Source organism: Bradyrhizobium sp. DOA9 (genome assembly GCF_000617845.2).
Classification (GTDB): Bacteria; Pseudomonadota; Alphaproteobacteria; order Rhizobiales; family Xanthobacteraceae; genus Bradyrhizobium.
Genome location: NZ_DF820425.1, coordinates 857,888 through 879,270 on the forward strand (window position 1 = coordinate 857,888; position 21,383 = coordinate 879,270).

At 65.2% G+C, this 21,383-nt stretch carries 21 protein-coding genes; 7 read left to right on the forward strand and 14 right to left on the reverse strand.

The genetic code is table 11. From position 1 onward, the window contains the following. Nucleotide 1: 1 nt before the first annotated feature. Both BDOA9_RS03960 and BDOA9_RS03965 read right to left on the reverse strand, forming a co-directional pair. Entirely contained in the window at nucleotides 2-373 is a 372-nt protein-coding gene (locus BDOA9_RS03960; RefSeq protein ID WP_025032654.1) for a nuclear transport factor 2 family protein, read from the reverse strand. A gap of 43 nt (nucleotides 374-416) precedes the next feature. Beyond that, entirely contained in the window at nucleotides 417-1,019 is a 603-nt protein-coding gene (locus tag BDOA9_RS03965; protein ID WP_025032655.1) for an NADPH-dependent F420 reductase, read from the reverse strand. A gap of 124 nt (nucleotides 1,020-1,143) precedes the next feature. Between BDOA9_RS03965 and BDOA9_RS03970 the strand changes: the two genes are divergently transcribed. Further along, nucleotides 1,144-2,073, forward strand: a complete 930-nt coding sequence (locus BDOA9_RS03970) for a LysR family transcriptional regulator (RefSeq protein WP_025032656.1) — start codon at nucleotides 1,144-1,146, stop codon at nucleotides 2,071-2,073. A gap of 18 nt (nucleotides 2,074-2,091) precedes the next feature. Here the strand turns inward: BDOA9_RS03970 and BDOA9_RS03975 are convergent, their stop codons facing one another. Beyond that, on the reverse strand, nucleotides 2,092-3,321 hold the full coding sequence (locus tag BDOA9_RS03975) for a citrate/2-methylcitrate synthase (RefSeq protein WP_025032657.1): 1,230 nt from the start codon (nucleotides 3,319-3,321) through the stop codon (nucleotides 2,092-2,094). Nucleotides 3,322-3,397: 76 nt separating this feature from the next. Here BDOA9_RS03975 and BDOA9_RS03980 point away from each other — a divergent pair, with 76 nt between their 5' ends. Beyond that, on the forward strand, nucleotides 3,398-4,492 hold the full coding sequence (locus BDOA9_RS03980; protein WP_025032658.1) for a citrate synthase/methylcitrate synthase: 1,095 nt from the start codon (nucleotides 3,398-3,400) through the stop codon (nucleotides 4,490-4,492). 172 nt (nucleotides 4,493-4,664) lie between these two features. On the opposite strand, the gene BDOA9_RS03985 is transcribed toward BDOA9_RS03980, so the two are convergent. Further along, the gene (locus BDOA9_RS03985; RefSeq protein WP_025032659.1) at nucleotides 4,665-5,297 is read right to left on the reverse strand and encodes a J domain-containing protein; all 633 of its coding nucleotides are present in this window, start codon (nucleotides 5,295-5,297) and stop codon (nucleotides 4,665-4,667) included. A 96-nt stretch (nucleotides 5,298-5,393) separates the two neighbouring features. On the opposite strand from BDOA9_RS03985, the gene BDOA9_RS03990 reads away from it, so the two are divergent. Further along, nucleotides 5,394-5,672 carry a BolA family protein gene (locus tag BDOA9_RS03990; RefSeq protein WP_082847784.1) on the forward strand — a complete coding sequence of 93 codons (279 nt, stop codon included), beginning with the start codon at nucleotides 5,394-5,396 and terminating at the stop codon, nucleotides 5,670-5,672. Between the two features lie 40 nt (nucleotides 5,673-5,712). Here BDOA9_RS03990 and BDOA9_RS03995 read toward each other — a convergent pair whose 3' ends face one another. From BDOA9_RS03995 to BDOA9_RS04005, 3 genes are all read right to left on the reverse strand, one after another. Beyond that, a complete protein-coding gene (locus BDOA9_RS03995; RefSeq protein ID WP_025032661.1) occupies nucleotides 5,713-7,065 on the reverse strand; it encodes a hemolysin family protein in 1,353 nt (450 codons plus the stop codon). Between the two features lie 67 nt (nucleotides 7,066-7,132). Continuing rightward, nucleotides 7,133-8,275, reverse strand: coding sequence for a 3-dehydroquinate synthase (gene aroB / locus BDOA9_RS04000; RefSeq protein WP_025032662.1), 1,143 nt, complete (start codon nucleotides 8,273-8,275; stop codon nucleotides 7,133-7,135). Continuing rightward, nucleotides 8,272-8,895 (reverse strand): shikimate kinase, encoded by a 624-nt coding sequence (locus BDOA9_RS04005; protein ID WP_025032663.1) that lies wholly within the window; start codon nucleotides 8,893-8,895, stop codon nucleotides 8,272-8,274. The genes aroB and BDOA9_RS04005 overlap by 4 nt, the downstream gene beginning before the upstream one ends. Before the next feature lie 163 nt (nucleotides 8,896-9,058). Here BDOA9_RS04005 and BDOA9_RS04010 point away from each other — a divergent pair, with 163 nt between their 5' ends. The 4 genes from BDOA9_RS04010 (at nucleotide 9,059) to BDOA9_RS04025 (ending at nucleotide 13,486) form a co-directional block, all read left to right on the forward strand. Next, the gene (locus BDOA9_RS04010) at nucleotides 9,059-9,205 is read left to right on the forward strand and encodes a hypothetical protein (protein ID WP_042335471.1); all 147 of its coding nucleotides are present in this window, start codon (nucleotides 9,059-9,061) and stop codon (nucleotides 9,203-9,205) included. Between the two features lie 17 nt (nucleotides 9,206-9,222). Continuing rightward, a complete protein-coding gene (gene xerD, locus BDOA9_RS04015) occupies nucleotides 9,223-10,179 on the forward strand; it encodes a site-specific tyrosine recombinase XerD (RefSeq protein WP_025032664.1) in 957 nt (318 codons plus the stop codon). Between the two features lie 310 nt (nucleotides 10,180-10,489). After that, nucleotides 10,490-11,452, forward strand: a complete 963-nt coding sequence (locus BDOA9_RS04020) for an acetyl-CoA carboxylase carboxyltransferase subunit alpha (protein ID WP_025032665.1) — start codon at nucleotides 10,490-10,492, stop codon at nucleotides 11,450-11,452. 522 nt (nucleotides 11,453-11,974) lie between these two features. Beyond that, nucleotides 11,975-13,486 carry a L,D-transpeptidase family protein gene (locus tag BDOA9_RS04025; RefSeq protein ID WP_042335691.1) on the forward strand — a complete coding sequence of 504 codons (1,512 nt, stop codon included), beginning with the start codon at nucleotides 11,975-11,977 and terminating at the stop codon, nucleotides 13,484-13,486. Between the two features lie 47 nt (nucleotides 13,487-13,533). On the opposite strand, the gene BDOA9_RS04030 is transcribed toward BDOA9_RS04025, so the two are convergent. The 7 genes from BDOA9_RS04030 to BDOA9_RS04060 all read right to left on the reverse strand — a co-directional run bounded on the left by BDOA9_RS04030 (nucleotide 13,534) and on the right by BDOA9_RS04060 (nucleotide 21,377). Then, entirely contained in the window at nucleotides 13,534-14,106 is a 573-nt protein-coding gene (locus BDOA9_RS04030; RefSeq protein WP_025032667.1) for a TetR/AcrR family transcriptional regulator, read from the reverse strand. Nucleotides 14,107-14,165: 59 nt separating this feature from the next. Beyond that, nucleotides 14,166-15,620, reverse strand: coding sequence for an amidase family protein (locus BDOA9_RS04035; protein ID WP_025032668.1), 1,455 nt, complete (start codon nucleotides 15,618-15,620; stop codon nucleotides 14,166-14,168). A 967-nt stretch (nucleotides 15,621-16,587) separates the two neighbouring features. Next, nucleotides 16,588-17,283 (reverse strand): branched-chain amino acid ABC transporter ATP-binding protein, encoded by a 696-nt coding sequence (locus BDOA9_RS04040; protein WP_025032669.1) that lies wholly within the window; start codon nucleotides 17,281-17,283, stop codon nucleotides 16,588-16,590. After that, complete coding sequence (locus tag BDOA9_RS04045; protein ID WP_025032670.1) at nucleotides 17,276-18,007, reverse strand: ABC transporter ATP-binding protein; 732 nt, start codon at nucleotides 18,005-18,007, stop codon at nucleotides 17,276-17,278. The genes BDOA9_RS04040 and BDOA9_RS04045 overlap by 8 nt, the downstream gene beginning before the upstream one ends. Continuing rightward, on the reverse strand, nucleotides 17,997-19,112 hold the full coding sequence (locus BDOA9_RS04050) for a branched-chain amino acid ABC transporter permease (protein WP_025032671.1): 1,116 nt from the start codon (nucleotides 19,110-19,112) through the stop codon (nucleotides 17,997-17,999). The genes BDOA9_RS04045 and BDOA9_RS04050 overlap by 11 nt, the downstream gene beginning before the upstream one ends. Nucleotides 19,113-19,297: 185 nt before the next feature. Continuing rightward, nucleotides 19,298-20,515, reverse strand: a complete 1,218-nt coding sequence (locus BDOA9_RS04055; protein WP_025032672.1) for a substrate-binding protein — start codon at nucleotides 20,513-20,515, stop codon at nucleotides 19,298-19,300. Between the two features lie 4 nt (nucleotides 20,516-20,519). Continuing rightward, entirely contained in the window at nucleotides 20,520-21,377 is an 858-nt protein-coding gene (locus BDOA9_RS04060; protein WP_025032673.1) for a branched-chain amino acid ABC transporter permease, read from the reverse strand. Between the last annotated feature and the right edge of the window lie 6 nt (nucleotides 21,378-21,383).

Here is a 21,383-nt window from a genome sequence, read left to right on the forward strand (position 1 = left end):
CTCACTGCGGATTGAGCAACACCCACAGCCGCGCGATTTTTCCACCTTCGACTTCGGCCACGTCGGCTCCCGTCACCGCAACAGGGCCTTGCTCGGGTCCGGCATGCCAGGCCAGACGCGCCAAGCCATGATGCCCGACCGCAACCCCATCGGGTACGAATCTGAAGGTCGGTCCGAACTGCTTCAGAAGCTCTCCGGCGACCCGCGATATATCCAGGCGGCCGCGAACGATCTTCGTCGGTTCGTACATGACGGGCTCTTCAACGAACAACTCGGCAATGGCGGTCCGCCGCTTGTCCTCGTCCCGCTCGTTGAACACGCGCTCCAAATTGGCCCGTAGAAGTTGGTCGAAATCGATATCATTGGTGGTCATCTCGCAGCCTTTCTCATCTCGTTGGAGAACATCCTCGAAGCCATCAGCCGAACTTGACCAGGTTCAGCGCCGGAAGCGGACCTCCCGGAAACTGGGTCAGCCTGGCTCCGACCGCGAGCGAACCGAGATCGATGCCAAAAAATCCGAGCCGGTCGATCAGCGCGCCGACGCTTGCCTTCGCATCAGCGTCGTCGCCCGAGTAGAACAGCACGCGCTTGCCGCCGTCGCTCGCCGGGTCCGTTGCAAGAAGCTGCGCCAAGAGATGATTGAACGCCTTCACGACCCGCGCACCGGGCACCAGATCGGCGAAAACTTCGGACGAGGCGCGACCACCGAGTTCCGCCGGCTTGAACAGCGGCGCCTCGATCGGATTGTTGGCGTCAACGACGATGCGCCCGCCGAATGGCGGCAGGCCGGCAAGCGCATCAGGCAGCTTCGACCAGTTGACCGCGACGAAGACGATATCCTTGGCCGCGGCTTCCTCGCGGGTGCCCGCGGTCACGAGCGGGCCGATCTCGGCCACGGTCGTCCCGAGACTGTTCGGGCCGCGGCTGTTGGACAGGGTCGCGGCGATGCCGTTGCGCGCCAGCGCCTGAGCGACTGCGCGGCCAATATTGCCTGCGCCGATGATGCCGATGGTGGACATGGAATGCTCTGAGCTGTTTGGGATCAGACGAGCCGATCGCTGGCCTAGGGATGACCCAAACATTGTCCTTTGATTAGGTGGATATCGCTCGTAAGATTTTCAACGATCACTTGCAAATGAGCCCATGGAAACACTGGCCAACCTGGAATCATTCATTCGCAGCGCTGAGTGCAACAGCTTCTCGGAGGCTGGCCGACGCCTTTTGCTGACTCCGGCAGCCGTCAGCCGCAACGTCGCCATGCTGGAGCGCAATCTCGGCGTCCGATTGTTTCATCGTTCGACACGGAGGCTGACGCTCACCGAGGCCGGCGAGACGTTTCGCACCGCCATCGCCGATCATCTTGAGGGACTGCAGGCCGCGATCGCCGGAGCATCGACCGGACGCAAGGAGCCGGCGGGCGTTCTCAAGGTAAGCCTGCCGCCGACATTCGGCACAGCCCATATCCTGCCGCTGCTTCCCGGCTTCCTGGCCCGCTACCCGCAGGTCCGCCCTGAGTGGCACTTCGAGAATCGTCAGGTCGATCTGGTCGGTGAAGGCTATGACGCCGCGATCGGAGGAGGGCTCGAATTGTTGCCCGGTCTTGTCAGTCGCACCCTTGCGCCAGCACACATCATCGCCGTGGCGTCCCCAGCCTACATGTCCGGGCGAACATCACCGACCAAGCCGGACGAGCTGGTCGCACTGGATGGCATCGTCATGCGCTCGCTGCAGACGGGACGCATCCGGCACAGGTCGATGCGCGATGTTTCGGGGCGGGAAGTTCAAGCCCCACTATCTGAGTCGTTCGTGGTCAACGATCCCGCTGCGATGCGCGAGGCGGCACTGTTGGGCTTGGGCGTTGCCATGCTTGCCACCGCCGACATTCTTCCCGCGCTCGAAAACGGATCACTGCTACGCCTGGTGCCACGCTGGTACTGTGACGCAGGCGCGATCTCGATCTACCACGCATCGCGCGAGCTTGTGCCCGCGAAGACGAGAGTCTTCGTGGACTGGGTTGCCGACGCATTCAAGAAAAACAGGCTCGCCGAACGCTTCGCCGGAAGCCTAAGCTAACAGGACCGGCAGAGTATTCTACGCTCTGGGTTCCGCGGCCCCCGCTCGCCGCCCCGGCGCCGGCCCCACATACCTCGCCCGCGGCCTGATCAGCTTGCCGAACTGCAATTGCTCGCTGGCGTGGGCGATCCAGCCGACGCTGCGGGCCATCGCGAACAGCGCGAGCTCGCTGCCGGCCGGCAGGCGCAGCGCGTGGACGAGCACGGCGAGCGCGTAGTCGATGTTGACGAACTCGCCGGTGGCTTCCGCGATCCGCTCGGGCACCTCGCGGGTGAATTTTCGCGGCGCGCCGGCGCGCGACAACGCGTTCAGCAGCGACTGCGCACGGGGATCGCCGCGCTTGTAGACGCCGTGGCCGAAGCCGGCAAAGCGCTCGCCGAGCGCGACGCGCTCGCGCACGACAGGCGCGACGTCGCGATCAATCAGCGTCTTGACGAGCTGCGAAGCCAGAACGCCGGCACCGCCATGCTTCGGCCCTTTCAACGCGGCGAGCCCGGCGATGACCGAGTCATAAAGGTTGAGGCCGGTCGAGGCGGCGCAACGCGCGGTGAAGGTCGAGGCGTTCAGCTCGTGATCGGCGAGCAGCACCAGCGCGCGGCGGATCAGATCAGGCGCGTGCTTGTTGTCCGCCGCCCACGCGCGCGCGACCTGCTGATGCAGCGGCTCGACTGATGCTTCCGCGTTGAGCATGGTCGCAACCAGCAGGCGGACGATGCGTGCGCCGACCATGGCGCGGCCATCGGGCGCGCGGGTGAAGGCGCGGGGATCGGCGCTCGCGGCCAGTGCCAGCACGGCGATGGCGCGGTCGATCGGCGCCGCCCGGCGCGCGGCCGCTGCGATCGTGCGCATGTCCTCGGAGAGCTCAGGTTGGTTGTCGGGGGCAAACGGATCGACGTCGGCGACATCCCAGAGCAGCGTCGCCGTGTGCTCCAGCGTGTCATTCTCGGAAAGATCGACGCAATTGACGCCGCGATAGATCGCGCCCTCCTCGGTGATGGTCGAGATCTCGGTGTCCATCACCGGCAGGTCGGCGTCGAAGCTGCGGAGGCCGCGTGGCTCCGGCGACGGCACGCGACGCTCCTTCAGGGCGCGGACATCCTCGGCGCGATAGCGGTTTTTCCGCGAGTCCGGCGTCGGCTCGGAGCGGATCAGGCCGCGGCTGACATAGGCGTAGAGCGTGGCCGGGGAGATCGCGAGCTCGGCGGCGGCTTCCCGGGCGGAGAGGTACAGCCCAACGGAATTTTTCATATTGATTTATGTAATCAAGATTGATCAATGTGTCGAGAGGCCTGACCTTGTCCTGCGTGAACAGGAGAATTGGGCCATGAACATCCACCTCACCAAAAGCCAGATCGGGCTGGACGGCGTTCCCGCGGCCGAGACCGTGCTGAGCCATGTCGACGGCGAACGCGGCGAGCTGATCATCGCCGGCGAACATGTCGGGCGGCTCGCCGCCATCTCGAGCTTCGAGGGCGTCACCGCCCGGCTCTGGAACGGCGCCAGCAAGACCAATCTCACCGAAGCCAATGTGCGCGCACAGCTGGGCGCGGCGCGCGAGCGCGCCTTCGCGCGGCTGGACGATTTGCTGCCGGCAACCCGCGGCATGGGCATCATCGACGGGTTCCGGGCAGCCGTCGCCGGACTTCGCGCCGAGCCCGGGCTGGAGCACGAGACGACGATCGTCGGCGCATTTCCGGTGATCGCGGGCGCCCTCGTCCGGCGTGCCAAGGGGCTCGAGCCGATCGCGCCCGATCCGAATGTGAGCCACGCCGCCGACACGCTGCGCATGTTGCACGGGCGTGCGCCGGCCGCACGCGAGGTCACGGCATTGGACGCCTATCTCGTCACCGCCAGCGATCATGGCATGAACGCCTCGACCTTCACCGCGCGCGTGGTGGCCTCGACGCAGGCCGACCTGTTCGCGGCCGTCACCGCCGGCTATTGCGCGCTGACCGGCCCGCTGCACGGCGGCGCGCCGGAGCCGGTGCTGGAAATGCTGGACGCGATCGGCTCGCGCGAGCGCATCCAGCCCTGGGTGGATGCGGCGCTGGCGCGCGGCGAGCGGATGATGGGTTTTGGTCACCGCGTCTACCGCGTCCGCGATCCGCGCGCCGACGTGCTCAAGACCGCGGTCGAGGCGCTGGCGTCCAATGGCACCGACTTGCCGTTTGCCGGCGAGGTCGAGGCCTATATCCGCGCCGCGTTGCGCAAGAAGAATCCGGACCGGCCGCTGGAGACGAACGTCGAGTTCTTCACCGCGATCCTGCTCGATGCGCTGGCGATTCCGCGGCAGGCATTCACGCCGGTCTTCGCCGTCGCGCGCAGCGCAGGCTGGACTGCACACGCGCGCGAGCAGCAGCGCACCGGGCGGTTGATCAGGCCGAGCTCGTCCTATGTCGGGGCGCTGCCGGAGGCGTGACGTGGCGCGGATATCTCCGCGAGTCCGGAAATCGTAGGTGGGCAAAGGCGCACTTGCGCCGTGCCCGCCATCTCTCTCGATCGACAAAATGCGTGGGCACGCTTCGCTTTGCCCACCCTACGATACTGTCGTCGCTGCAAAAGCCGGAGCGACACCAGAAATTCCAGGCCGCCTACGCCTCGCGCACCACCGTCTTCAGATAATTATACGCCTTGATGATCTCGATCAGGCGATCCTCGGTGGAGCGGTCGCCGCCATTGGCGTCGGGGTGGTGCTGCTTCACCAGCGCCTTGTACTTGGTCTTGACGTCGGCCAGCGTGGCGCTGGGGCCGAGGCCCATGACCTGCAGCGCCTTGCGCTCGGCGTTCATCACCTTGCGCGTCTCGGCCTTGGGCGCAGCTTCCGGGCCCTTGCGCCAGCTGGCGCGGCCGTTGATCTCGGAGAACATGCTGAAAGGATCGGCCGCCATGTCGATCTCGGCTTCCGCACCCTTCTTGCCGCCATTGGCGCCCATCTTCCAGGTCGGGCGGTGACCGGTCAGCGCATCCTTCTGGTAGCGCGCGACGGCTTCGGCATTCATGCCGGAGAAGAAATTGTAGTTCTGGTTGTACTGGCGCACGTGGTCGAGACAGAAGTGCCAATACTCGCGCTGGTTCTCGCGGCCCTTCGGCGCGCGGTGCGAGCCCTTGTTGGCGCAGCCCGCCCACTCGCAATTGACCGCGGTGTCGCGCGGCTTCACGTCCGGCTGCTTGCCCCGCGGCTTCACGCGGATGGAGTCGAAGAATTTTGATGAATCGATCGGCATGGCTGACTTTGACTACGCAATGCAAAAACCTTCAAGTCTTGACATTGCAATTCGCCGCAAACCCGGCAATTAACGGGGCGTGATCTCTGCACCCGAATGGCACACATGGCTATGAAAGACACTATCAGCAACAAGTTGCGGGAAGCTTTCACGCCCGAAAGCCTGCAAGTCGTCGACGAGTCACATTTGCATGAGGGCCATTCCGGCCATGGGCCGGGCGGCGAGACGCACTTCCGTGTGTATATCGTGTCTGCCGCCTTCAAAGGGAAGAGCCGGGTCGACCGTCATCGCATGATAAATTCGGCGCTCTCCGCGGAACTTGCCGGCAGCGTGCACGCGCTCGCGATCAATGCGCAGGCGCCGGGGGAAGGTTGACTTCTCTTACCCTTCCCTGGAGGGGGAGGGTAAGCAAAAATCAAAACGACGTCCCGGCCCGTCTCGGCTTCACCTCTTCCATTTCCGCCTCGCGCGTCACCGGTGAAATACGGAGCGCGGTGATGCGGTTGCGCTCGCGGCGGAGGACGCGGAAGCGGAAGCCGTGAAAGGTGAAGCTCTGGCCGCGGTCGGGGATCGAGCGCGCCTCGTGAATGACGAGGCCGGCGACCGTGGTTGCCTCTTCGTCGGGCAGATGCCAGTCCATCGCGCGGTTGAGGTCGCGGATCGGCACCGAGCCGTCGACCACGACGGAGCCGTCGGGCTGGCGGCGCACGCCGGCCACCACCACGTCATGCTCGTCGGAGATATCGCCGACGATCTCTTCCAGAATGTCTTCCAGCGTCACGAGGCCTTCGACCTCGCCATACTCGTCGACGACGAGCGCGAAATGGGTCTTGCGGCGGCGGAATGCCTTGAGCTGTTGGGAGATCGGCCGCATCTCCGGCACGAACCAGGGCGGCAGCATGATGGTGGAGACGTCGATGCGCGAGGTATCGCCCTCCGAGGCGCGGATGGCCCGCAACAGATCCTTGGCGTGCAGAATGCCGATGATGTTCTCCGACTTGTCGCGCCACAGCGGAATGCGGGTGTATTCGGTCGCCAGCACCTCCCGCACCAGCTCCTCCGGCGGCAGGTCGGCATTGATCATCACCATGGCGGTGCGGTGAACCATCACGTCGGACACGGTGAGCTCACCGAGGCGGAAGACGTTGTGAATGTATTCGGCCTCGCCGCTCTCGATCTTGCCGTGCACCGCGGATTCCTCGACCAGTCCCTCGATCTCGGAATCCGTCAGGATCTCGTGTTGCGAGAACTCCTGCACCCCCATCAGACGCAGGATCGCGCTCGAGGCCGTGTTGAGGCACCAGCTCAGCGGATAGAACACCAGATAGGAAAAATGCAGCGGATAGGCGATCCACTGCGACACCGGCATCGGCTCCCTGATCGCGAGCGTCTTCGGCACCTGCTCGCCGATGATGATGTGCAGCGAGGAGAAGACCAGAAAACCGGCCACGAACGAGACGAAGTGCAGCGTGGCCTCCGACAATCCGAGCGGGCTGAGCACGGGGCTCAGCAGCGCAGACACGGTCGGCTCACCGATCCAGCCGAGACCGAGGGAAGCCATGGTGATGCCGAGCTGGCAGCAGGCGAGATAGGATTCGATGTTTCCCATCATGGTTTGCAGCAGGCGTGCGCCGAAGCGGTTCTGCTCGACCATGGCCTTGACGCGGAAGCCGCGGCTCTTCACCAGCGCAAATTCCGCCGCCACGTAGAACGCGTTGGCGGCGAGCAGGAGGGCCGCGAGCAGAAGATTGATCGTGATCGAACTCATGTCTGCCTCGCGACCGCCCCGGCATTCCTCGCCGTTTCGCGGGCGGACGATTTGAACAGTCCCGCCATCACTGCGCGAGCTTCTCTTTCAGGAAATCGCGCACCGGCATCGGCTCGACGTCCTTCGCGATCACCGCATGCCCCACCGCCTCCAGCAGGATGAAGGTGAGCTTGCCGCGCTTGACCTTCTTGTCCTGCGCCATCAAGGCCATCAGCGCGTCGGCATCGGCAAGCCCTTCCTGGGCAAAGCCGGCGATGTCCTGCAGGCGTGTCGGCAGGCCCGCCTCGATCAGGTGACGCTCGATGCGCGCCGCCTCGCCCTCGCCGATCATGCCGAGCTTCGCCGAGAACTGCGCCGCCAACGTCATGCCGATGGCGACGCCCTCGCCGTGGAACAGGCGGTCGGAGAAGCCGGTCGCAGCTTCCAGCGCGTGGCCGAAAGTGTGGCCGAGGTTGAGCAGCGCGCGCTCGCCGGTTTCGCGCTCGTCGCGCGCGACGATGGCGGCCTTGGCCCGGCAGGAGGTCGCGATCGCATGCTCGCGGGCCGATCCGCCCTTGGCGATGTCGGCATGGTTCTTCTCCAGCCAGCTGAAGAAGGCCTCATCACCCAGCACGCCGTATTTGGCGACCTCCGCATAGCCGGCCCGGAACTGGCGCGGCGACAGCGTGTCGAGCACGGCGGTGTCGGCGACAACAAGCACCGGCTGGTGGAAGGCCCCCAGCAGGTTCTTGCCCTGCGGCGAGTTGATGCCGGTCTTGCCGCCGACGGACGAATCGACCTGCGCCAGCAGCGAGGTTGGCACCTGCACGAAATCGACGCCGCGGCGCAGGATGGCCGCGGCAAAGCCGGCGAGATCGCCGACGACGCCGCCGCCGAGTGCGATGACGAGATCGTTGCGCTCGATTCGCGCGGCGATCAGGGCCTCGCTGACCTTTTCCAGGCCAGCATAGGTTTTCGAGATCTCGCCTTCCTCGACGACGATGCGCGAGGTCGGAATGCCGCTCGCCGCAAGCGACGCTTCCGTCGGCTCGAGCCAGTGTTTTGCCACGGTGCGATCCGTCACGATCGCGGTGCGCACGCCGGGACGCAGCGCGGCGACGCGCTCGCCGAGCGAGGCCAGCACGCCGCGGCCGATGACGATGTCGTAGGCGCGATTCTCCAGCGCGACGTCGACCTTGATGGGATCGGAATGCTTCAACGGCGCAGTCATCGAACAGCACTCGCAACGTCTTGAGGTGATGGGGCGGACTGCTCGCCGCACAGATGGGCGCGCAGCGTCTCGATGCACTCCTCGACGATCCGATCGTGCGGCACATCGCGCGAGGCGATGGTGAGGTCGGCTTTGCCATAGACCGGCTCGCGCTCGGTAAGCAGGCGCGTCACCGTCCCTTCCGGATCGGCGGTCTGGAGCAGCGGGCGATCGGCACGGCGGCGGACGCGGCGCATGATGACGTCGTGGTCCGCCCGGAGCCAGATCGAGACCGCCTTGGCGGCGATGCGGCTCCGCGTCTCCTCGCGCATATAGGCACCGCCGCCGGTTGCCAGCACCACGGGCCCATCGTCGAGCAGCCGCGCGATCACCCGTGTCTCGCCCTCTCGGAAATGCGCCTCCCCGTAACGCTCGAAGATTTCCGGTATGGTCATGCCGGCCGCCGCCTCGATCTCGGTGTCGGCGTCGACGAAGGGCAGCTTGAGCCGGGCCGCGAGCCGCCGGCCGATGGTGGATTTGCCCACCCCCATCATGCCGACGAGCACGATCGAGCGCGTCCCGAGCGCCGACAGGATGTCGGCCTCGGGCGAAGCAGGAAGCGGCAACGCGGCGTCGGACATCGTCTCGCTCGACTGGATCTCGCTCGAACTGCCGCCAGATGCGGCATGGTTTGGCCACCTATACGACCCCATGGGGGCCCTCGCCAGAGGACTCTTGCCACGAAACGGCGAACATGTTGGATGATTTCATTGGTTAATTCGCCACGCCCCGAGACCTTTCCCGATGCCCAGCCTGTTCCGCTTCCTGACGGTCGTCGCCGTGATCGCCGGCATCGTCTATGCTGCGGTCTTCGCGCTGGCCAACTTCGTCAATCCGAAGCCACGGGAAATGACGGTGACGATCCCGCCGGACAAGTTTCTCAAGAAATAGGCTCTAGGCTCCGGGGCATGCCCATCAAGCCTTCCGACACCAAGCTCACCGGCCTGTTCCTCGACATGCTCGCGGCGGAACAGGGCGCCGGCCCCAACACGCTCGATGCGTACCGCCGCGACCTCACCGATTTCTCGGAATTTCTCGGCCGGGCCGGCCACACCTTCGTGGATGCGCAGACGCAAGTCCTGCGCGACTATCTCGCCGACCTCGACACCCGCGGTTTCAAGTCCACCAGCGTGGCCCGCCGGCTGTCGGCGATGCGGCACCTCTACCGTTTCCTGCTGAACGAGCGCATCCGCGGCGATGACCCCGCCGCGATCCTGTCTGGCCCGAAGCGCGGCCGCGGCCTGCCGAAAGTGCTGTCGATCGCCGATGTCGACCGCATGCTCCGCCGCGCCAGGGAATTGAGCGTGGCGGAAGATGCCTCGCCCTCGAAACGGCTGCGGGCGCTCCGGCTCTACTGCCTGCTCGAGGTGCTCTACGCCACCGGCCTGCGCGTCTCCGAGCTGGTGGCACTGCCGCGCTCGGCGGCCAAGCGCGACGCCCGCATGATCGTGGTGCGCGGCAAGGGCAACAAGGAGCGGCTGGTGCCGCTCAACGAGGCCTCGCGGCAGGCGATGGCGGACTATCTCGCCGCGACCGAAGCTGCGAAAGGCGACAAGAAGAACAGTGTCCCCGCCTCGAAATGGCTGTTCCCCTCGTTCGGCGAAAGCGGACATCTGACGCGCCAGCATTTTGCCCGTGACCTCAAGGAGCTCGCGGTCGCGTCCGGCTTGCAGGCCCGGCTGGTCTCCCCGCACGTGCTGCGCCACGCCTTTGCCAGCCATCTGCTGCACAACGGCGCGGACCTGCGCATCGTGCAGACCCTGCTCGGCCACACCGATATCTCGACGACCCAGATCTACACCCATGTGGTCGAGGAGCGGCTGAAGAGCCTGGTGCGCGACCTGCATCCGCTGGGGGAGAAGTAAGATCTCGGGAGGTGCGCTCCCTCGCCCGCTTGCGGGAGAGGGTTGGGGAGAGGGTGTTTCCGCGAAGGGACACTCCCCAAGAGGAAAAAGCCCTCACCCGGCGCTCCGCGCCGACCTCTCCCGCAAGCAAGCGGGAGAGGTGAACTAACCGCCTTGACTTCGGCCAGATCTCCGCGGAAAGAGCCGGGGCCTCACGGCTGATTTGGCCGACCGCCACCAGCACACAAGCCAACTCGTTGAAGACGCTACACTTCTTTCCACCACCGCAACCCGCTTCGCTTCTCGCGCCCCGTCCCCTTATATTGAGTTGATGCAAGACCAGATGCGCAGCTATCTCGACTTCGAAAAGCCCGTCGCCGAGCTCGACTCCAAGGTCGACGAATTGCGCGCGCTCGCCGCCACCGGCACCGACATCAGCGACGAGGTCGGGCGGATCGAGGACAAGGCGGCACAGGCGCTGGCCGATCTCTATGCGAACCTGACGCCGTGGCAGAAGACGCTTGTCGCGCGGCATCCGCAGCGGCCGCATTTCAACGACTTCATCAAGGGCCTGATCACCGAGTTCACCCCGCTCGCCGGCGACCGCAAGTTCGGCGAGGACGAGGCGCTGGTCGCCGGCTTCGGCCGCTTCCGTGGCGAGCCGATCTGCGTGATGGGCCAGGAAAAGGGCGATTCCACCGAGAGCCGCATCCGGCACAATTTCGGCATGGCGCGGCCGGAAGGTTATCGCAAATGCGTCCGGCTGATGGAGATGGCCGAACGCTTCGGCCTGCCCGTGCTGTCGCTCGCCGATTCCGCCGGCGCCTATCCCGGCATCGGCGCGGAGGAGCGGGGCCAGGCCGAGGCGATCGCGCGCTCGACGGACGCGTGCCTGGCGCTGACCGTGCCGAACGTCGCCATCATCACCGGCGAGGGCATGTCGGGCGGCGCCATCGCCATCACCACCGCCAACAAGGTGCTGATGCTCGAGCACGCGATCTACAGCGTGATCTCGCCGGAGGCGGCGTCCTCCATTCTCTGGCGCGACGGCACCAAGGCGCAGGAAGCCGCCAACAACATGAAGATCACCGCCCAGGACATGCTCCGCTTCGGCGTGATCGACGCCATCCTGAAGGAGCCGGTCGGCGGCGCCCACCGCGACCCAGCCGCCATGATCGCCACCACCGGCGAGGCCATCGCCAAGGCCTTCGACGAGCTCCGGAACTTCGACGGGGACGCCATCCGCAAGATGCGGCGGCAGAAATTCCTCGATATCGGCCGGAAATTGGGCTGATTGAGGCTAATTTCGCGCCGCGACGGCGGTGCGCTCCCTCCCCCGCCTGCGGGCGAGGGTTGGGGCGAGGGTCTCTCCTCTCGCGACGCTCCCAATGCGGCGCGAGCCCCCTCCCGGCCTCCCCCGCAAGCGGGGGAGGTGAAGAGCCCGCCGGTAACCCCGCCTTAACCCTTTTTTTGCCCAAATCGGCGATCTGAGTCCGGATCGGCCCGAAAGCCAAGGAAGGCCCAAGTTCCGTCCCAAGTCGCGTCCATTTAGTCTTCGTTGACCATGCCACTGGGCCAACGCCCTCGTGATCCCCGCTCGGGTTGCGACCAGATGACCCAGAGGTTAGAATTTTAATCAATGGCTTCAGGGCATAAGCGCTGGAGCGTGGTCTGAACGAGCCCGCCGCGGCGGGTGGTTTTCCGGTCGGATTGCGCTTCAAAGAATTGGGGTTCGCGCTGCAATGCCCGGCACGGTGTGGGGTCCATCTTGATTTCTCGTTCGCTTGCTCGCGCGCTCTTGGCTTCGGTTGCGCTGATGACGGCCGGCGTTCTGCTGTCCGGCTGCGACACCGATCAGGTCTCGCTCGCGACCAACGCCAAGGCCAATCAGCCGGTGCCGCCCAAGCTGATCGCCGCGATGGCCGAGAAAGACATGGATCTGCAATCGCCGATCCTGGTCCGCCTGTTCAAGCAGGAAGCCGAGCTCGAGGTCTGGAAGCAGACCCGCAACGGCCAGTTCGCGCTGCTCAAGACCTATCCGATCTGCCGCTGGTCGGGCGATCTCGGCCCCAAGGTGCGCGAGGGCGACCGCCAGGCGCCGGAGGGATTCTACTCGATCAATCCGAGCCAGATGAATCCGCAATCGTCCTATTACCTCTCGTTCAACACCGGCTATCCGAACGCCTTCGACAAGGCGCTGGGCCGCACCGGCTCGCAGCTGATGGTGCACGGCGATTGTTCGTCGCGCGGCTGCTACGCGATGACGGACGAGCAGATCGCGGAGATCTATTCGCTCGGCCGCGAATCCTTCTTCGGCGGCCAGAAGGCGTTCCAGCTGCAGGCCTATCCGTTCAAGATGACGCCGGTGAACATGGCCAGGCACCGGAACAATCCGAACATGCCGTTCTGGAAGATGATCAAGGAAGGCTATGATCATTTCGAGGTGACGCGGCAGGAGCCGAAGGTCGATTTCTGCGAGAAGAAGTACGTTTTCGACGCGGCGAGGCCGGCCGACGCCAAGCGCGACCCGGTGTTCGACGCCTCGGCCAAGTGCCCGGCCTATGTGATCCCCGAGGAGATCGCCAGCGCCGTCCGCGAGAAGCAGCAGCAGGACGAGGCCGCGGTCGCAAGGCTCGTCGCCAAAGGCACGCCGGTGGCGCGCATGAACACCGGCATCGACGGCGGCATGAACAAGGTGTTCGCCGCGAAGATTCCGGAAGGCTCGACCGGACTGTCCGAGGGCGCCGAAGGCACCACGCTGCAGATGCTCGCCATGGCCAAGGCGCCGGGCACGATCCCCGGCCACGTCAACCCGCCCAAGCCGAACCTCGATGCGGTGGCAAGCGCGCCGGCGCCGCGCGAAGAGCCCGTGGTCGCCGTCAGCGCGCCTGCCGCGAACACCCGCGTCGCTTCGGCGGCGCCCGCGGAGAAGTCTGAAGGCGGCGGCTTCTTCTCCAATCTCGGCCGCAAGATGGGATTCGGCACCGCCGACACCACCGCGACCGCAACGCCCGCGCCGCAGGCCACCGCGTCCGTGGCCCCGGCCGCCCAGACCTCCACGACGCCGGCCACGGCCGCCTCGCGACTGAAGGCCGCCGTGACTCGCTTCGTGCCGGGGCAGGACAAGACCAAGGATGCGCCGAAGCCGGCCGTAGCAGCCGCCAAGCCGGCCGAGCCGCCGAAGCCCGACACCCGCCTCGCCGCGACGCGGCCCGCGCTGAAGCCGTCGGTGAGCGACGGCGCGGGTGACAATGCCCCGATGATATCAGGCGCCGCGCCGGTGGTGCAGTCGAACTCGTTCGACAGCCGGTTCTCGGCGGTGAAGTAGGTAGGCGGCGAGGAGCCGCGCCTCCGTCCTTTCCCAGTCTGGCAGGATCAAACTCTCGCCAAGTGCAATGCGGCCTCAACTCCGCCTTCCAGGATTTGCTCCGCCTGGACAATGTCGGGGACGGCCCGCGCGAACTGGAGGGTGCCCACCATGAGGCCGAAGATGGCGGTCGCGCGGCGGCGGCTCGCTGCAGCGTCGGCATCCGGCAGGAGTGCGGCCAGCGACGAAACGTAGCTTCGTAGCGCTTTCTCGTAGTCCCGCCGCGTAGACAAAGGCTGGCGGGCGATTTCTGGGAGCAACGCCGCCGAAGGACAGCCGCCGGCCGGGTCTTTGAGATGTTCGCGGTTCAGATATCTGCGGATCGCACCTTCAAGGTTCGGGCCCCTGCACTGATCGTCATCGAGCCGATTTTGTTGGTCTGCGAGCGCGCTCTCAAGCGCCTCGCGAACGAGTGCGTCCTTGGACTCGAAGTGCGGAGAGAATGCGCCCTTGGTCAACCCAGCCTCGCCCATGATCCCGGCAATCCCAGCGGCGGAAATACCGTCTCGGCGTATGCACTTCGACGCGACATCGATGATATGCCGTCGCGTCGCGGCCTTGTGTCCTTTCTCGAAACGCATCTTCTCTCCACTCCATCGATATGCCAGTCGGCCCTTCGTCGCGCGAGGCGGCCACGACGCTAGATCGCACTGAAATTCGCACCCAAGATGCCTTCGATTGCGCGGGTAAGATTTAGGAGCCGCCGGTCGCTTCCCAATGGGGCGTCCAGCTCGAGCCCAATTGGCAGCCCCGCGCGAGACAGGCCAACAGGAACGCTGATACCCGGCAGTCCCACGCTGCTTGCCGACACGGTATGGTTCGCCAAAGCGAGGTAGCTGACGTTCTGCCCCGCAATTTGGACGGTCGCCTGCTCCTCAATCGAAGGCGCCGTGCAGGGCGTGGTCGGTTGCAGAATGGCCAGGGCCCCATGAGAGACGAACGCCGTGTCGAGCCGGCGCTGAATTTCGGGCCGGCTCACGTTGAGCGCCTTCTGATAATCTTCTACCGAGGTAGCACCTGGGCCGCTCGGTAGGACGATTTGTGCCCACGCCTGCCGAAGTTCGGGCTTGAGGCCGGCGTAGATGGCCTCGAACGTGGCCGGAATCTCATGGCGGCGAAGAAATTCCGAGATGGTGCTCATCGTCTCATGAGCGAAGATGCCCCATGTGGCGGTTTGGACGAGAGAATTGAAGTCGTCGCCAAGGTCAACTTCAACGACCTCGGCGCCCGCGTCCTGCAGTCGCCGAACCACCGCGCGGAATCGGGTCTCGACCTCCGGGTCAACAAGATCCAAGAATTGTCGCGGCGCGAAGGCCAGCCGGATTCCCCTCAGGCCGTCGCCGCCGCCCAAGGGTCCGACATCTTGTTCACCGGTCACGACCTGATCCACCAGAATGCAGTCCTCAACGCTTCGGGCGAATACGCCAGTCGTGTCGAGTGTATGGGAGATGGGAGCAACGCCGTTGCGCGGCCAACGCCCGGTAGTTGGCTTGAAGCCCACGACTCCACAGAACGATGCAGGCACCCGGATGGACCCAACGGTGTCACCGCCCAGGGATGCGGGAACGAGCCCAGCAGCCACGGATGCGGCGGAGCCGCTTGAGGAGCCGCCTGACATGCGGTCCCGTGAGTGCGGGTTCTTCACCTGACCGTAACGCGCGTTGTGACCGGTCAAGCCGTAAGACATCTCAACGAGGTTGTTCTTGCCGAAGATCAACGCGCCCGCCCCCTTGATGGCCCGTACAGCGTGAGCATCTTCGCCCGGAACAAAATCAGCCAGACCTTCGATCCCCAGGCTGGTAGGTAGCCCTTTCGTCAAATAGCTGTCCTTCACCCCAAACGGCACGCCAAGAAGCGGGGCTGTCGATGCGGTCGCACGCGCCTTGTCTGCGGCTCTCGCGGCCTCCAGCACCTCCGCCTCGTCGATGGTGATGAAGGCGTTTAGTTCGGCAAGCGCTCGGGTGCGCTGCAAAAGCGCCGCGGTGTAGGCTTCCGAGGTAATGTCGCCGTTGCGAACCGCTGCTGCAGCGGCTGCGAGCCCAAGCGAGCTGACATCTTCGTCTTGCCGCGATGAGGCGGTGGTCGTGTCGTCCATGAAATCCTCGCCAGGAGCTGTTTGGCGGCATCCGCCGCCGCCCAACAGCGGTCCAGCTCAATGCCATTACGGACATAATATTAAATTACGACCGTAATTCAATGAATGGATGACGTCGCTGCGAACACATGAGCGTGAGGTGCCGACGAACCGATCGATTGCGGGAAAGGGCCGATTTCAATCGCGACCTCTGCATGAGGCGTAAGCTGAAAGGTTCAGCGTTCGGCAATACACCCAGCCGCTTGGGATGAGATCGCCTCGGATAATTGACATTTCTCTTTACCCGAACCCCCGAAACACCCTATCCTCCACGCCATCTCATCCCTCCGGAAGGGGCGGGTCGCGATCGTCACGGTTCGTGGGGTGGGTTGCGGTGGACGCGGGCGGCGTTGGCGCCAGATGCGGTCGCAGGGCGGGTAGTCCCCGTGAGCGATCAGCGGGCGCGGTACGACGGCGCTGCCGTGCCCTTGCGAAGCCGAAAGGCCAAGCAGGGCCAGCGTACGGCAAAATCGTGTGGTCCTGGCGCCCGTAGGCTGGCGTCAAGTCTTTCGCGGTGGTGCGGGTGCCCAACCGGGTGGCCGACATCAGCGATCTGGCGAGGCGACGGGGGCAAAAGTGCAACGCTCCCCGAGGAGAGCGCGACATAAGCCGTCAAACCACTGCGCAGGGAAGGCCGGTTATCGTGCTGCACCTGTGTCTCCCCTGTGAGCGTCTACTCTACGCATCATGCACAGGGGCTCGCGGGTGCCAGCCGGTACCCGGCCTTCCCTGCGCCCTTCCGACTCGAAGGGCGTCAGAAGCGAAGCAAAACCCGGGCGCGATACGCCGCGGGATCGCGATGTCACGTTCGGCTGTTTGACAATTGAATTGAGGATCCGACGCCGCCGCAGTCTCCGCTGTCAATTCCCATTTTCGCGGAGCACGACAGTTGAGGTCGGCGTGCGAGGGTCGCGCGTCACGCGCATCCCTACGGCGCCAGATAGCGCATCAGCTCCGGATTGCCCCGCACCTCGCCGGCCTCGCCCTGCAGCGCGACGCGGCCGCGGTCGAGCACATAGGCGTAATCGGCGACGCGGAGCGCGAGGTCGAGGTGCTGCTCGACGATGATGACGGCGATGGTTTTGGCGAGCTCGATCAGGCGCTCGGTGATCTCCTCGATGACGCCGATCCAGACGCCTTCGGTCGGCTCGTCCAGCAGCAGCAGTTTTGGATCGCCCAGCATGGCGCGGCCGATCGCGAGCATCTTGCGTTCGCCGCCGGAGAGCGTGCCGGCGGGCTGGTCGAGGCGCTGGCCGAGTTTTGGGAAGATGGCGAGCACGCGGTCGATTGCGGAGGCGTCCTTGCTCGCGAGCGAGCCGACGGCGAGATTGTCGCGCACCGACAGGCGCGCGAACACCGAATGCTCCTGCGGCACGTAGCCGATGCCGGCGCGGACGCGCTCCTGGGTGGCGCGGCGGCTGATGTCGCGGCCGTCGAAGGCGACCTCGCCCTTCCACGCCGGCAGCTCGCCGACGATGGTCTTCATGAGCGTGGTCTTGCCGGCGCCGTTGCGGCCGAGCACGGCGACGCCGCCGCGCCAGGGAATGCCGAGGCTGACGTCGAACAGGACCTGGCTTCGGCCATAGCCCGCGTCGAGATGCTTGATGTCCAAAAATTCAGGCACGGCGCAGATAGATCTCCTGGACGGATTGGTTGGCCTGGATCTCGGACACCGTGCCAGACGCCAGCACCTTGCCCTGGTCGAGCACGGTGAGGCGATCACAGATGTCGCGGATGAAATCGAGGTCGTGCTCGACGATGACCAGCGAGCAATGCTGCTTGATCGGCTGCAGCAGCTCGCCGGTGACGCGGCGCTCCTCCAGGCTCATGCCGCCGGTGGGTTCGTCCAGCAGCAGCAGCTTCGGCTTGCCGGCGAGTGCCATCGCGATCTCCAGCCATTGCTGCTGGCCGTGCGACAGCGCGGCGGCAGCATCAAAAGCGCGGTCGGCGAGGCGGAATTGCGTCAGCATGGTCATGACCTGGTCGTGCAACGCACCGCGCGTGCGCGAGAACACGAGGTCGAACAGCGAGGACTGCGCCTGCAGCGCGAGCAGGATGTTGTCGTAGAGCGTCAGCGACGGCAGCACGGACGTGATCTGGAATTTCAGGCTCATGCCGGCCCGCGCCCGCTCGGTCGGCGTGAATGCGGTGATGTCGGTGTTGACGAAGGAGACTTTTCCTTGCGTCGGCACTTCGGCGCCGGCGATGCACTTCATCAGCGTGCTTTTTCCCGAACCGTTGGGGCCGATCAGGCCGTGAAACTCGTTCTCGCCGACGGAGAGCGCCGCGCCGTCGAGCGCGGTGAGCTTGCCAAAGACCTTCTTGATACCGGCGGCCTCAAGGAGCATTGCGCGTCTCCTTGACGTTCTCTTTGATCTTGGCGCCAAAGCTGCCGACCCGTTCGCGCTCGCCGAGCACAAAGCTGATCAGTCCAAGCGGACGGAACAGGATCACGAGGAGCAGCAGAAGGCCCAAAATGATCGGCCAAATGTCGCGGTAATTGTCCGAGAGCCAGAAGCTGACGCCCTCGACGATCACCGCGCCGATGACGGCGCCGATCAACGTGCCGGAGCCGCCGAACAGGACGTAGAGCACGACCTGGGTCGAAACCACGACGCCGACCATGTTGGGCCAGACGAAACCTTCGTGGAAGGCATAGAGGCTGCCGGCGAGACCGGCGACGGCACCGCCGATGGTGAAGATGATCGCCTTCAGGTGCTGCGCCTTGTAGCCGAAGAAGGCGATGCGCTGCTCGTTCTCGCGCAGGCCTGCGAGCGCAAGGCCGAATTGCGAGCGCACCAGGAAGCGGCAGAGCAGGTAGACCACGACGAGGATGCCGAGCACGAGGTAATAGAACGCCGGCCCTTCCGTGAAGTCGTAGGACCCAAGCGACATCGGCGCGATCGAGGGGATGCCGTTCTGGCCGCCGAGATAATACCAGCCACGCGCGAGCCGATCGGCGGCGTAGGAGCCGGTCAACGTGCCGAGCGAGACGAAGATCACGCTGGAGGGATGCCGTCCCAGCAGCAGGAAGCCGCCGAGCAGCAGCGCGAAGGTGAGGCCGATCAGCGTTCCCGCCGGCAGCACCAGGAAGATGTTGGTGACGTTGAGGTCGCGCGCGAGCAGCGCGACGCCGTAGCCGGCGGAGCCGAAGAACAGGGCCTGGCCGAAGCTCATGATGCCGGCATAGCCCCAGACCAGGTCGAACGACAGCGCGAACAGCGCCAGGATGATCACGCGCGTCGCGAACACCGTGAGATAGTCCTGCAGCACCAGCGGCGCGAGCAGCGCCGCGAGAAGCACGAGGCCCTCGACGATGGGCAGGATTTTTGGTCCTGCCTTGGCGCGGTCATTGGCCCGTTCCGCCGCTGCACCCTCAGCCATCGCACCGTCCGCTTCGTCGTCCGCGTCGGCGACGATGGCCTCTCTTACCACACTCATCGGCTTCAGCATTCCGAGTTAAACATCGTGAGAGTCAGCCGCGTTAGTCACGGCGAGGTTCACCTCTCCCCAGCGGGGAGAGGTCGGATTGCGCAGCAATCCGGGTGAGGGGCCGCAGCGCACGGTGAGACCCGATCCCCTCACCCGGATCGCATCTTGCGATGCGATCCGACCTCTCCCTGCGGGAGAGGTGAAGATCAGCATTCCTTGGGATCGACGAGGCCGTTGCTGCGCCCGACGATCTCGTAATTGCCGCTCTTGGCGACCGCGGTGTACATCTTCATCTTGCAGTGCCGCTTGCCGGGCACCATCTCGGCCGGTCCGCCGGGACCTTCGGCGATCTTGGCATGGTCGAGCGCGGCTGCGACCGAGTCGCGGTCGATCTTGCCGGCTTCCTTGACCGCGGCTTCCCACAGCTTCAGGCCGCGATAGGTGCCGGTGGCCGCGCTGCCGGCGGCGAACAGGAAGTTGCCCGGGAAATCCTTCTCATAGGCCGCCTGGATCTTGGCGTCGAACGGGTTCTCCTTGGTCAGCACCTTGAAATAGTCGAGGCAGCTGGCAAGGCCCTCGATCTCGGCTGCCTGGTTGATGTTGAGCGTGTTCTCGTCGTAGTAGACGCAGGCGAGACGCCCACCGTTCTTGAGGAAGCCCGCTTCATAGAGCTGCTTGAAGAACGGGCCGACGCCGGGCGGAATGACGGTATTGAAGACAACGTCGACCTTGTTGGAGATGATGCGGTTGACGGTCGCGGAGAAGTCGACCTGGTCGAGCGGGTAATATTCCTCGAACACGACCTCGCCGCCATTGGATTCGATCACCTTGCGGGCGTAGACGTTCAGCGTATGCGGCCAGACATAATTGGCGCTGGGCAGCGCGAACTTCTTTCCGCCGTTCTTGATCAGCCAGGGGATGAACTCGTCGCATTGCTGCGCCGGCGTCGGGCCGGTGCAGAACAGATAGGGCGTGCACTCCTTGCCTTCATAGAGCTGCGGATAGATGTAGAGCGTCTTGCCGCGCGCCACGATCGGGTCCTTGATCGCGTTGCGCATCGAGGAGGTGATGCCGCCGAGCACCATGTCGACCTTGTCGCGCTGGATCAGCTTGCGGACGTTGCCGACCGCCACGGATTCGTTGGAGGCGGTGTCCTCGATGTAGAGCTCGAGCGGACGGCCGAGCAGGCCGCCGGCCGCGTTGATCTCCTTGATCACCATTTTCGCGACATTGGCGTCGGCGTTGCCGGCATAGGCGATCGGGCCGGTGAGGTCGGTGGCGATACCAACCTTGATCGGCGCCTCGGCCGCATTGGCCCAGGGCGCCGGGATCACCCAGCTGCCGACGCCGGTTGCGACCGCGCCGGAAGCAAAGGCGAAATTGGACAGGAAACGACGTCGCGTGAGCTGAGTACGATCGAGCATGTGATTAAACCCCTTTTCCAGCGATGAGACCTTGCGGACGGAATTTGATGAAGACGATGGCGAGGACGAAGACGAGGACGTCGGCGACCACGGGCGCCATCACCCAGGGCAGCGCCGCGCTCAGCGTGCCGATGACACCGGCGCCCGCGACCGGGCCGATGAAGGAGCCGACCCCGCCGACCATGACCGCGACGAAGCCCTGGATCAGGAAGCGCAGGCCGAGATCGGCAAACAGGCTGAACACCGGCACGATCAGCGCGCCGGCAAGGCCGGCCAGCGCCGCACCGAAAGCGAACGTCGCGCCGTAGATCAGCGGCGTGGAGATGCCCGAGGCGCGCGCCAGCGACGGGTTCTCCAGCGTCGCCCGCACGCGCAGGCCGAAGCTGGTGCGCGACAGCAAGAGATAGCAGAGACCCATCACCAGCAGCGTGATGACGATGATGGTGAAGCGCCACGCCGAGATGTGCATGGCGCCGATGTCGATCGAGCCGCCGATCGGCTCCGGCACGGTGAGATAGAAGCCGCCGATCAGGCCGCGGACGGCTTCGCGGATGATCAGGCCGAGCGCATAGGTGCCGAGCATGGCAACGATTGGCGCTGCGTAGAACCGTCGGATGATCAGCGCCTCCAGCACGAAGCCGAGCGCGCCGACCACGAAAGGCGCCGCGACCATGCCCGCCCAGATCGGCAAACCCTTGGCATAAGCGAGATAGGTGATGTAGGCGCCGAGCAGGACGAACTCGCCTTGCGCGAAGTTGAAGATGCCCATCATGCTGGCGATGATCCCGAGCCCCAGCACGATCAGGACGATGATCGCGCCGAAGCTCAGGATCTCGAACGCCGCGACGAACGCGTTAGCCATGTGATG